The sequence below is a fragment of the Campylobacter concisus genome (assembly GCF_002913765.1).
Lineage (GTDB): Bacteria > Campylobacterota > Campylobacteria > Campylobacterales > Campylobacteraceae > Campylobacter_A > Campylobacter_A concisus_BB.
On record NZ_PPCH01000022.1, the window covers coordinates 185149 to 197033 of the forward strand.

Below are 11885 nucleotides of genomic sequence, written 5' to 3' on the forward strand. Positions count from 1 at the left end.
AGGGCAAGAGATTGATAAAATTTAATAAATTTAAACTAGAAAATGGACTTGAAATTTATCACGTGCCAGTAAATCCTGGCTCAAAAGTGATAAGTGTTGATGTCTTTTATAAAGTTGGCTCCAGAAACGAAGTGATGGGCAAAAGTGGCATCGCTCACATGCTAGAGCATCTAAATTTCAAATCAACCAAAAATTTACGAGCTGGGGAGTTTGACGAGATCGTAAAGGGCTTTGGCGGCGTAAATAACGCAAGTACGGGCTTTGACTACACTCACTACTTTATAAAAGCCTCAAATGAAAATTTAGACAAAACGCTTGGTCTTTTTGCCGAGCTTATGAAAAATTTAAGCCTAAAAGATAAAGAATTTCAACCAGAGCGTGAGGTGGTGCACGAAGAGCGCAGGTGGCGAACGGATAACAACCCTATGGGATACCTCTACTTTAGGCTCTACAACCACGCATTTATCTACCACCCATACCACTGGACTCCGATAGGCTTTATAAAAGATATCGAAAACTGGAAGATCGCTGACATAAAAGAATTTCACGCCACATACTATCAGCCCAAAAACGCCATTTTGATGATAAGTGGCGACATCGGCAAAGACGAGGCATTTAAGTTAGCTAAGAAAAACTTTAGCAGCGTAAAAAACAAAAGAGCTATACCAAAACTACACTGCAAAGAGCCTGAGCAAGACGGCGCAAGAAGGGCTATCATCTACAAAGATAGCCAAACGCAAATGCTAGCGATCGCTTATAAAATTCCAGACTTTAGACATGCTGATCAAGTGGGGCTAAATGCGATAAGCGAGTATCTAGCCACAGGCAAAAGTTCTATCTTACAGCAGCGCCTTGTCGATGAGCTAATGCTTGTAAATCAAATTTACGCTTACAATATGAGCTGCGTTGATGAAAATTTATTTATATTTTTAGCAGTTTGCAACCCAGATGTCGAGGCTAGCGCGGTTGAGGCTGAAATTTTAAAGATCATAGATGATCTAAAGAGAAAGCCAATCGACAAAGATGACGTTTTAAGAGTTAAAAATTTGATAAAAACTGATTTTATCTACTCATTTGAGAGCGCAAGCAAGGTGGCAAATTTATACGGCTCATACCTTGCTAGAGGCGATATAAAGCCACTTTACGAGCTTGAAAAAAATATAGATAAGATAGATGCCAAGCTTTTAAAAGAGATAGCAAATAGATATTTCAATGAAAAAACTAGCACGACAATAATCTTAAAAAAGGAATAGACGTGAAAAATTCGCTTCAAGGTGCGATGACAGCACTAGTTACGCCATTTAAAAACCAAAAAATAGACGAAGCCAGTTTTGAAAAACTGATAAAAAGACAGATAAAAAACGGCATAGACGTCGTTGTGCCAGTGGGAACAACAGGCGAGAGTGCGACTTTAACACATGATGAGCATAGAATTTGCATCGAGATCGCAGTAGATGCATGTAAAGGCACAAATGTCAAGGTGCTAGCTGGTGCTGGCAGCAACGCCACTCACGAGGCCATTGATATCGCTAAATTTGCCCAAGCTCACGGCGCTCACGGCATCTTATCAGTCGCTCCTTACTACAACAAACCAACACAAGAAGGGCTTTACGAGCACTACAAGGCTATCGCAAACAGCATAGAAATTCCAGTGCTTCTTTACAACGTCCCAGGCAGAGTTGGCGTAGATATCTTGCCAGCGACCGTTTTTCGACTTTTTAAAGATTGTAAAAATATTTTTGGCATCAAAGAGGCAACAGGTAGCATCGATAGATGTGTCGATCTACTAGCTCACGAGCCTGATTTAGTAGTCATTAGCGGCGAAGATGCGATAAACTACCCTATCCTATCATACGGTGGCAAAGGCGTCATCTCAGTCACTGCAAACCTCTTACCAGATCAAATTTCACAGCTTACTCACCTTGCGATGAATGAAGAGTATAAAAAAGCAAAACTGATAAATGACAACCTCTATACGATAAACAAAACGCTCTTTTGCGAAAGCAACCCGATACCGATCAAAGCGGCGATGTATCTAGCTGGGCTCATCGACACTTTGGAGTACCGCTTGCCACTTTGCAAACCGAGCAAAGAAAATTTCAAAAAGATCGAAGAAGTTATTAAAAATTACGAAATAAAGGGATTTTAATGAAGGACACACTAAACGAATTTAAAGGTAAAACGCTAGTCATCAGTGGCGGCACTAGAGGCATCGGCAGAGCCATAGTGGAAGAATTTGCAAAAGCTGGCGTAAATATCGCTTTTACCTACAACTCAAACGAGGAGCTTGCCAAAGAGCAGGCAAAAGAGCTTGAGGCTACATACAAGATAAAAGCTAGAGCCTACGCGCTAAATATCCTTGAGCCAGAGACTTATAAGGAGCTATTTTTAAAGATAGATGAGGACTTTGACAGGGTTGATTTTTTCATATCAAACGCTATTATCTCAGGCCGTGCGGTGGCTGGTGGATACACTAAATTTATGAAGCTAAAACCAAGAGGTATAAATAATATCTTTACAGCAACTGTAAATGCCTTTGTCGTGGGCGCGCAAGAGGCTGCAAAACGAATGGAAAAAGTGGGTGGCGGCAGTATTATTAGCCTAAGCTCAACTGGAAATTTAGTCTATATCGAAAACTACGCAGGCCATGGCACAGCAAAAGCAGCCGTCGAAGCGATGGCAAGATACGCTGCGACCGAGCTTGGCGAGAAAAACATCCGCGTAAATGTCGTAAGCGGCGGTCCTATCGAGACAGACGCTCTAAGAGCCTTTACCAACTACGAAGAGGTGCGCGATATGACGGCAAAGCTTAGCCCGCTAAACCGCATGGGACAGCCTGCTGATCTAGCTGGAGCATGTCTATTTTTATGCTCGTCTAAGGCTAGCTGGGTGACTGGACATACATTTATAATAGATGGTGGCACGACTTTTAAATGAGAGTGAAATTTCTAGGCATAAAGGCATATTTGTGAGCTTAAATTTACCAAATTCACTGGCATTTTTTAGGATATTGCTAGCTCCGCTTATGTTTTTTATGCTCGTAAATGCGCCAGGAATTTTTACGCAAATTCATATAAGCTGGATAAACTACTTCGCAGCTCTCATCTTTGTGATCGCCTCGGTGACTGACTTTTTTGACGGCTACATCGCAAGGTGCTGGGATCAAAAGACCAAACTTGGCGCTATCCTTGACCCACTAGCTGATAAGATGCTGATCTTAGCTGCATTTTTAGGCCTTATGATGCTTGGCAGAGCGAGCGCTTGGGCTGTTTATCTTATCTTGATAAGAGAGTTTTTTATAACTGGCTTTCGTGTCGTGATGGCAAGTGATGGCGTCGAGGTCGCTGCTTCGATGGCTGGCAAGGTTAAAACCGTTTCGCAGATGTTTGCGGTTGGATTTTTGCTGATGAGCTGGCCTGGTGGCGAGCTTTTGCTCTGGATAGCTGTTGTGCTCACGCTTTATTCTGGATTTGAATACATTTTTGCCTATGTAAAAGCTATGAAAAAGAGTTAAATTTGAGAACCGAAAACGCTATAATCTATCTAGCTAGCTTCGTCGTGGTCGCGGCGGGACTAAAGACTGCTAGCGTCGTCGTGCTACCGTTTTTGATGGCGGTTTTTATCGCTATCGTGGCGACGCCTGCGATAAATGCGCTCGAAAAGCTCAAATTTCCGCGCGTTTTAGCCTTCGCGCTAGTTACGGCGGTGGTGTTTTTGTCGCTGGGATTTATCGCAAACACCGTGATAAAGACGATAAACGGGCTAGTTAGCTACATGCCCGAGCTTCAGAGCAAATTTAAAGCCCTCGCCGATCATTACCACCAGATGCTAGCGAGCCGCGGCCTAATCGATCCCGAGAGCATCGCCGCGCCCGCAGACTTTGATATAAATAAAATTTTTGCCGTGCTGGGCGGATTTTTAAGGAGCGGCACCGAGCTCGTTTCAAAGAGCTTTTTCGTCTTTTTGCTCGTTACTTTTATGCTTTTTGAAGTGCAGGTATTTTCTCAAAAAGTCGAGTATTTTGCGAGCAAAAATCCGCAAACGAACCAGATCGTAGATACGTTTATATTAAATCTCAAGCGCTATCTCGCGATCAAGTCCGCAGCGTCGTTTGCGACGGGCGTTTTTATATTTATCGGGCTAAATTTCATCGGCGTGCCCTACGCGCCGCTTTGGGGTATTTTAGCTTTCGTGCTAAATTTTATCCCGACGATCGGCTCTATTATCGCGGCCGTCCCGGCGCTTTTGGTGGCGCTTTTGCTAAACGACGCAGCCTCTTGTGCTTGGACTGCGGCGCTATATCTAGCCGTAAATATCGTCATCGGCAACTTTATCGAGCCGAAATTTCTAGGCAAAGGCCTTGGTATAAGCACGCTTGTGGTGCTTTTGAGCCTACTTTTTTGGGGATTTTTGTTCGGCATCGGCGGTATGTTTTTAGCAGTACCGCTTACCATGAGCCTAAAGATCGCGCTTGACGCAAACCCGAGCACGAAATTTATTGCCGTTTTGCTCAGCGATAAACTCGAGCGGTAAAATCAAATTTAAAGGTAAGTTTTGAAAGGCATTCTCTTCACGCTAGTCCTGCTTTGCCTTGGGCTTTATGCGTATTCGTTTTATTTTTTAGTGACCGTTTTAGCCATTAGTTTTCTCATATTTTTTCACGAGCTTGGCCACTTTTTAGTAGCAAGAATGCTCGGTGTCAAAGTAAATACCTTTAGTATCGGCTTTGGCGAGAAAATTTACACCAAAAACGTTGGCGGCACCGACTACTGCCTAAGCGCTATCCCACTTGGCGGATACGTGCAGCTAAAAGGGCAAGACGACACCGACCCAAAGGCCAAAAACTACGACGCTGATAGCTACAACGTGCTAAGTCCCATAAAGCGCATTTATATCCTATTTGCGGGACCATTTTTTAACTTTATCTTGGCATTTTTCATATACATTTTACTTGGATTTATCGGCGTTGAAAGACTTGCTCCAAGCGTCGGTCACATAGCTGAAAACTCAGCAGCTGCAAGTGCTGGCGTAGTAAAAAATGATAAAATTTTAGCGATAAATGGTGTCAAGATAAACGAGTGGGACGATATCAGTAAAAATGTAAAGCTTGAGCCAAGCACCATTTTGATAGACCGCAACGGCTCGCAAATGACTATAAATTTAACACCAAAGATAGGTGAAACGATAAATTTATTTAATGAAAAGGTGCAGCGCCCACTGATCGGCATCCAGCCTAATGGCGAAGTGGTGAAAATTTATCACACAGGTTTAGAGAGCCTAAAATTTGCCTTTGGCGAGACGATCGAGGCTTCAAAGCTCATCTTTAAAAGCTTTGAAAAGCTAGTAGTTGGAGCCGTGCCACTAAAAGAGGTCGGCGGTATCGTGCAGATCGCCGATGTCACTTCAAAGGCCGCTAAGATCAGCCTTAGCGTGCTTCTAACTATCGTAGCGCTCATCTCTGTAAATTTAGGCGTGCTAAACCTCTTTCCTATCCCTGCGCTTGATGGCGGGCACATTTTATTTAACATTTATGAACTAATTTTTAGGCGCGAGATAAATGAGCGAGTGCTTGTTACGCTCACCTACTGCGGCTGGGCGCTACTGCTTGGCATCATGGTGCTCGCTACCTTTAATGACATTATGAGATTAAGCGGAGGTTTATGATGATAGTTTTAAAAGATCTACTTGAAATGATAGAAAATTTAAGCAAAGATGTGACGCTGATAGCCGTTAGCAAAAACGTGACATGCACTGAAGTGATGGAGCTTTACGCACAAGGGCAAAGAAATTTTGGCGAAAATAGAGTCCAGGAGCTAGCCAAAAAAGAGCTTGAGCTGCAAAATTTCACTGACATCAAATGGCACATGATCGGCCGTTTGCAAAACAATAAAATCAATCAAATGATAAGCCTAAAACCAGTGCTTTGGCAAAGCTGTGATAGCTTTGAAAGAGCCCTAGAGGTCGATAAAAGGCTTAGCTATAAGCTAGATACGCTACTTCAGATAAACTCGGCCGACGAAGATACAAAGCAAGGTGTGAGCGTGGCAAATGCGGCTGAAATTTATGAGCGCATCCAAAGCGAGTGCAAAAATATAAATTTAAAAGGTGTGATGAGCATCGGAGCGCATGTGGATGAGCCAAAAGAGGTGCAAAAGAGCTTTGAGCTAACATATAAAATTTACGAGAGCCTAAAGCCAAGAGGCGCAACTATCTGCTCGATGGGCATGAGTAGCGACTTCGAACTAGCGATAAAATGTGGCTCAAACATGATCCGCCTTGGGACGATGCTATATCTATAAATTTGTCCATCTTGGGCAAATTTACCTTTCTACTCCTTTTTAAATTTTAATCTAAGTTATATGATTTTATAATGCGATTAAATAAATTTTTAACGATAAAGGAGTAAATGTGTTTAAAAATTTTATTCTAACCGCTGTTGCGATCTTGTTTATCTCGGGTTGCGGTAGAGCTGAAAAGATAGCTAGGATCGAGCAAAAATGCGCAAATAATGAAGTTGCATATTGTTTGAAATTAGGCAAAATTTACAGCAGACGAGATGTAAATAAGGGTACAATGTACTATCAAAAAGCTTGTGACCTAGGCGATAAAAGGGGTTGCTATAGACTTGCAGTTTTACTAAACTCAAAATCAATCAACTCAAAAAAAGACAATGAAACGATCGTAAAATCACTAACTAAATCATGCGATCTTGGCACGCCAAAAGCTTGCTTTGAGCTTGGCGAATACTACGAAGATGACCCAAAAATGCAAAGCAAAGCAAATGAGCTGTTTGCAAAATCATGCGAGCAAAGATTTGGTCTTGCTTGCTATAAGTTAGCTGACTTTTACGGCGAGAAAAACGATGCAGCCACTCAAAAAAGCTACCTAGAGCTAGCGTGCAAATACCGCTATAAAGTAGCTTGTGAAGAAGTAGCCGAAGATAAAAAATAAATAACATTTTTTGTGGGGACATATCTCCCCCGCACTCTTTTAATATCAAATTTACTGGAACACCTTTTGCTTTAAACTATACAAAAAGCTAGGAGGCAAACCATGAATGATATTAGCATCTTAGACACAAATGTAAATTCATACACTAGGCAACAACACAAACAAGATAGATCTGCAAATTTTAATGATATTTTTAACCAAAAGACCAAAGAAAAGATTAGCGAGCCAAGCCAAGAGCCAGCTAAATTTACTTATACCACTTCTTCACAAAATAGTCTCACCTCTTTAAATTTTAACGACCTTCAAGCTTATGGCTACACAGTGGATAAAGCAGGCTTTATGGGAGCTGATTTTAACAAAGCTGCAGGCTTGCCAAAAGATTTTAAAATCCATAAAAGCACGCTTGATGAGATAGTTAGATACAACAATAAAACATATCTCTTCACGCAAGATATAAGCAAGGCTGCCTTTGAAAAGATAGATGTAGCTGATACCACAAAGCACTACTATAAACTTTTTAAAAGCATTGTAGGGGATGAAAAAGATAGATATAGCGAGGCTGATCTAGCGAATTTACCAAAAGGCTTTAGCATGGATACCAACCAAAAAACCTTTGGTAAAAATGCAAATTTCTTAAAAGATGTGAGCCTAATATCTGTTACAAATGTATATAAAACATTTGATCAAGTTAGTGAAGCAAAGAGCGTTAGAGATGAGCTTAGAGGCTTTGGAGTAAGCCACGAGGCCTATGAGCTAAATTTTAGTAAAGAGCATCTTGACACAAGAGCCAGCGACGAATACACATTCAACCCTGATATGTCAGTATATCAAGCAGATGATACTTATAGCAACGCTGGCGTGTTTGTGGGATTTTTAAAGAGTTTTAGCCCTATCGCTAGTGATAGTGGCGAGACGAAACTTAGTGTGGAGGCGAGCTCTTACTCAAAGCTAATGAACGAGCAAAGCCTAGCTGATGATATAGTGCCTCTCTCAAGGCTTTTAAAAAATGAGAAGATGATCAAATTTATCTTAGAAGAGCTACTAAAAAGAAATTTACTCACTTCAAAAGACGGCAAAAGTGCTGGCGAGATAGTAGATAGTGTGCTAGCTCATGCCACAAAGCTTCAAAACGAGACAAGAGTTTAAATAGATAAATTTAAAAGGTGGCTATCTTTATCCATCAAGCCATCTTATTTAAAATTTGCTTCTTATCTATCTTTTGCATAAGCTCTAAGACATCTATGCCTCTTTTTTCTTTGAAATTTAAAAGCTCTCTTGCATAGAGAAATTTTTGATCCTTATTTATATCATATGTCTCATACTTCTTCTTAACCTGCATAGGTTTAAATTTCTTCTCATTTTAAACTTTTAGATTACTCTCAAACGGAGCATTTTTAAAACATTATCTTCAAACAACAAAAAGGTATAAATACGGTAAACTCATAATTTGCATATACATTTAACTGCATGATTTTTAGATATAGAATTTTTTGGCAGAAGCTTATACTTTTATAATATTCAAGTTTGTAGCTATATCAATTTCTTTAGTATAAATAAAAGTACCAAACATAGTATTTTATTTTACTGCTTTAGCAGTCTCACGCTCTAGCTCTTTACCGCCGTAAGTAGCCACCGCTTGCATACTTCTTGAAACACTAACATTAGAAGTAAAAATTTGCACTGCATTTGAAGTCTTTTGCACGCTTGATTTGATCTGATCATCAAAGTCAGAAATTTCTAGCTGTGCGTTTTTCTTTGGGGTAGCTAAGCTGTCAGTTAGCCAAGAGTGCTCTATACCTTTAACACTTGAAGTGCCAATTAGTTTAAGTATAGGCGTCTCGTCAGCACCTATTAAGATTATGTTTTCATAGACTGAGGGCTTTAAGCCTTCACGTTTTGTAGCTGGGGCTTGAAACCCAGTTGTAGTTATTGCCATTTCTTTGCTCCTTTTATGCAATTTAATGGCAATTTATCATTAACGGCTGTGCCAAATCTACCCAATTTTGGCAAAAAAGAATAAAATTTATTTAATTATAAAAAAGAGAGTAAGCCCTAAAGATAGGGCTTCTAATTGTTATCTGAGTTTTTAGTAGATATATAGCTAGTTTTTGCACCTTGACTAATTTTATTTTTAGTTAGTCTATTAACTGCTTTAGCTTTTACGCCGTCGCTTATATCTTTATTTAGTAGCACTTTCTTAACTAAGCCCACTTTGTCTCCACTCGTATCTATCGCATCAAGTAGCTTAAGCTTTGGGTTCTCAAACTTCATAGGCTCTTTTAAGTTTCTATCAGAATAAAAGGTTATAATGTTGTCAAGGCTGCCACTTGGGCTTAATCCCTTTTTCGTGGCTGGGCGAAGGTCATTAGTAATTGAGGACACGTCTTGGCTTTTGCCAAGCGGTAACCCTCCCCCTTCGCCATTTTTATTACTAACTACTAGCTTAAACCTGACACCTTTATCATCTTCCCACTCATAAATACGAGCATTTTTCTTATTTACAAATGGCTCTTTGTGTTCTTTAATAAAATTACGCACATTTTCACCCAAATTTAGCAATTCCTCTTTCGTAACAAAGCCAGCCTTATTTTCATCGTCTAAGTGCCTGATACTTATATGCTTAGCTCCTTTACCAATATTGCCTCGTTCGTATTTGATAGCATCATTTATGTTGTCTAAGTCTTGCTTTATTTGTGTAGAGTTCTTGCCATTATATGTAACATTATAAATGCCTCTTTTTTCTTGTTTGGTAAGTTTATCTACTCCTGCATTATCTACTATCTTTCTTACCTCTTCGCTTGGCTTTTTAGATATGCTTAGTATCTTATTATAAAGCTCAGGACTTACTCTTTTTACTCCCTCAGCTGTTATCTTTGATCCAAACAATGCATATATAAAGCCCTTTGCAAACTCTTCAGGGCTTACGTTGCCATTTTTATCAGCACCATTTGCTGTGCCTCCAAGTAAGCCACTTACTATGTGCGGATTAGCATAAAGGGTTTTTATTTTTTTGCTTTCACTAGCACTTAGTGGTTTCACAAAAGTCTCGTATGCTTGTTGTAACTTATTGTCTATTTCTCTTAAATTATTAGTGTATTCAGGGGAGCGTTTGCTTTTACCATAAGTTGGTACAATATCTCCTAAGTCTAAAAAGAAGTTAGGCTTTCTCCCCTTTGATGTGTTGATAGTTTGGTCTAAAAAAATCTCTTTTAGTTTTGCTTCGTCTAAGGCATGCTCTTTTGCAATAGTCTTTAGTTGTGGTTCCCATGTTGGGTTTAAATAACCCTCTTTTACAAGAGCATCCTCTTTATTCTTATAAGGCTTAACATTTATATTTTCTAAAGTTTTATCTAATTCTTGTGTTTGTTTTGGTATAATGCTTTCATCAGAGCTAGAGAATGTGCTTTTTGCACCAGCCGTCGGTCCAACCTGATTAACATCAGCACGTTGGAGTGTAGGGTATGGCGTCCCTACCTTTAGTTCTTTCTCATTAACTTTTCTTAGCCTATCCATCTCATTTTTACTTGTGCTTTTTGATAAGTGTCCTACAAGCCCACTTTCTTTTACTATGCCAAGCTTCCCTACGCTTCCGTCTTCTAAGACCTTAGCTATTAAAGCTATATCTGGACGGTTGTTCTTAAAAAAGTGAGTTGGGTTATTTTTTATCTCTTTTAGCAGCCTATACACATCGCTTGGCTTTTTAAAAAGTTCAGGGTGCTTATTTTGTAAAATAAATAAATTTGCACTAAGCTCGTTATTATTTATTTCTGATAGTTCTCTTACCAAATCATCCACGCTAATTTTTACATTTAAATCACTCTTTGGCGCTGGACTTTCTTTTGTGATAAAATTATCCCCTTTTATTTCTCCAGTTTGAGCCTCTTCTCTTAACGCCCTTACCTCGTTTTTAAAAGCTTCTAGTAGTTTAGTTGAGTTCTCTGGTGCATCTTTTATCTCTATCTTTTCAAGATTATTAATAACACTTTTTAGATCGCCTGCATTGTTAATTGCATTTCTTATATGATTTTTTAAAGATGCGTCATTGCCTAATACTGGGAGTAGTGATTTTAACCTTTCAATGGCTAAATTTCTCTTCATTGTCATAAGTGCTCCAGTTACTGAATGCCCTATGCCTTGTTCTAGCTCTTTAGCCTTTGGATTAATCGCTGTTAGTTTTTCAAGCAATGAAGAAGTGTTATTTAGTATAGGAGCTTTTTTGTTTAGCTCACCCATTATCTCCACTGCTCTTTTGCTCTCAAACGGAGCATTTTTTAAAGTATTGCTTACTTTAGAAAAGTCAGTTATTCCATCTTTGGTAAATTTTTCTATTACACCACGGATTAAGTTAGTTTCTAATGCTTCTTGTTCGCTACTGCTTAATCTAGCTGTAAGAGCTTTTAAATCTAAGCCATTTTCTGCATTAAGAGCTTTTAAAAGTGAGTTTGTTATATCGCCACTACTCTTTAGCTCACCCATTACATCATGGTAAATTTTAGAGTTTTGAAGTTCTTTAAAAAGAGCGTATTCACTTCTTGCTTGTTTTAAAACATCTTTTGCTTTTTGGCTAAGAGCTGGGTTACTAAAGGCTTGCTCGGCGACATTGTCTATTAAGCTCTGTCTTTATTTTTCAACAAAGGTTCATATTATCATATAGTGTTTCTATTGTTATAATCTAGCTAACTAAAACCACAAATTCTAACTATAAACTGCAGCTCGTCAAGTAAAAAACTAGTCCTAATATATTTTAAAACAAGAAAAACATAAAAAACAAATATAAAAAATTTACCACATTTAATCAATAAAAACTAATTAAAAAGTAAAACTAATATTTTATACTTAAATAGAAATAAACACTAATAAAAACTAGAATCAAATAATATAAGAATTAAAGCAGATAAACAACAAAGCCCGCAACGACCTACTTTTCCAACATC

11 protein-coding genes and 1 pseudogene are annotated in these 11885 nt (G+C 39.0%); 9 read left to right on the top strand and 3 right to left on the bottom strand.

The genetic code is table 11. From position 1 onward, the window contains the following. Positions 1 to 11 precede the first annotated feature (11 nt). From CYO89_RS06665 to CYO89_RS06705, 9 genes are all read left to right on the top strand, one after another. Positions 12 to 1253: a M16 family metallopeptidase gene (locus CYO89_RS06665; RefSeq protein ID WP_103597708.1), complete on the top strand. Its 1242-nt coding sequence runs from the start codon at positions 12 to 14 to the stop codon at positions 1251 to 1253. Positions 1254 to 1279: 26 nt separating this feature from the next. Continuing rightward, positions 1280 to 2149 carry a 4-hydroxy-tetrahydrodipicolinate synthase gene (dapA, locus tag CYO89_RS06670; RefSeq protein ID WP_411160740.1) on the top strand — a complete coding sequence of 290 codons (870 nt, stop codon included), beginning with the start codon at positions 1280 to 1282 and terminating at the stop codon, positions 2147 to 2149. After that, positions 2149 to 2937: an enoyl-ACP reductase gene (locus tag CYO89_RS06675; protein WP_002942175.1), complete on the top strand. Its 789-nt coding sequence runs from the start codon at positions 2149 to 2151 to the stop codon at positions 2935 to 2937. Before dapA ends, CYO89_RS06675 begins: the two co-directional genes overlap by 1 nt. Next, a complete protein-coding gene (pgsA, locus tag CYO89_RS06680; protein ID WP_223227300.1) occupies positions 2915 to 3514 on the top strand; it encodes a CDP-diacylglycerol--glycerol-3-phosphate 3-phosphatidyltransferase in 600 nt (199 codons plus the stop codon). Before CYO89_RS06675 ends, pgsA begins: the two co-directional genes overlap by 23 nt. 2 nt (positions 3515 to 3516) lie before the next feature. Continuing rightward, positions 3517 to 4533 carry an AI-2E family transporter gene (locus CYO89_RS06685; protein WP_103597710.1) on the top strand — a complete coding sequence of 339 codons (1017 nt, stop codon included), beginning with the start codon at positions 3517 to 3519 and terminating at the stop codon, positions 4531 to 4533. Between the two features lie 21 nt (positions 4534 to 4554). Beyond that, positions 4555 to 5664: an RIP metalloprotease RseP gene (rseP, locus tag CYO89_RS06690; RefSeq protein ID WP_103597711.1), complete on the top strand. Its 1110-nt coding sequence runs from the start codon at positions 4555 to 4557 to the stop codon at positions 5662 to 5664. Continuing rightward, positions 5661 to 6299, top strand: a complete 639-nt coding sequence (locus CYO89_RS06695; RefSeq protein WP_181001897.1) for a YggS family pyridoxal phosphate-dependent enzyme — start codon at positions 5661 to 5663, stop codon at positions 6297 to 6299. The genes rseP and CYO89_RS06695 overlap by 4 nt, the downstream gene beginning before the upstream one ends. Before the next feature lie 109 nt (positions 6300 to 6408). Continuing rightward, positions 6409 to 6951 (top strand): tetratricopeptide repeat protein, encoded by a 543-nt coding sequence (locus CYO89_RS06700; protein WP_103597712.1) that lies wholly within the window; start codon positions 6409 to 6411, stop codon positions 6949 to 6951. A gap of 102 nt (positions 6952 to 7053) precedes the next feature. Then, entirely contained in the window at positions 7054 to 8097 is a 1044-nt protein-coding gene (locus CYO89_RS06705) for a Cj0814 family flagellar-dependent secreted protein (RefSeq protein ID WP_103597713.1), read from the top strand. Between the two features lie 34 nt (positions 8098 to 8131). Here the strand turns inward: CYO89_RS06705 and CYO89_RS06710 are convergent. The 3 genes and pseudogenes from CYO89_RS06710 to CYO89_RS10400 form a co-directional block, all read right to left on the bottom strand. After that, a pseudogene (locus CYO89_RS06710) lies at positions 8132 to 8311 on the bottom strand (cell surface protein); the annotation flags it as partial. 216 nt (positions 8312 to 8527) lie between these two features. Continuing rightward, positions 8528 to 8887: an SU10 major capsid protein gene (locus CYO89_RS06715; RefSeq protein ID WP_181001898.1), complete on the bottom strand. Its 360-nt coding sequence runs from the start codon at positions 8885 to 8887 to the stop codon at positions 8528 to 8530. A gap of 131 nt (positions 8888 to 9018) precedes the next feature. Then, positions 9019 to 11427, bottom strand: a complete 2409-nt coding sequence (locus CYO89_RS10400) for a hypothetical protein (protein WP_181001899.1) — start codon at positions 11425 to 11427, stop codon at positions 9019 to 9021. Between the last annotated feature and the right edge of the window lie 458 nt (positions 11428 to 11885).

What these genes read in the sequence shown, in the direction of transcription:
- dapA (WP_411160740.1), top strand. Translation starts at nt 1,280, where the DNA reads ATGACAGCACTAGTTACGCCATTTAAAAACCAAAAAATAGACGAAGCC.
- CYO89_RS06675 (WP_002942175.1), top strand. Translation starts at nt 2,149, where the DNA reads ATGAAGGACACACTAAACGAATTTAAAGGTAAAACGCTAGTCATCAGT.
- pgsA (WP_223227300.1), top strand. Translation starts at nt 2,915, where the DNA reads ATGGTGGCACGACTTTTAAATGAGAGTGAAATTTCTAGGCATAAAGGC.
- CYO89_RS06695 (WP_181001897.1), top strand. Translation starts at nt 5,661, where the DNA reads ATGATGATAGTTTTAAAAGATCTACTTGAAATGATAGAAAATTTAAGC.
- CYO89_RS06705 (WP_103597713.1), top strand. Translation starts at nt 7,054, where the DNA reads ATGAATGATATTAGCATCTTAGACACAAATGTAAATTCATACACTAGG.
- CYO89_RS06715 (WP_181001898.1), bottom strand. Translation starts at nt 8,887, where the DNA reads ATGGCAATAACTACAACTGGGTTTCAAGCCCCAGCTACAAAACGTGAA.
- CYO89_RS10400 (WP_181001899.1), bottom strand. Translation starts at nt 11,427, where the DNA reads ATGGGTGAGCTAAAGAGTAGTGGCGATATAACAAACTCACTTTTAAAA.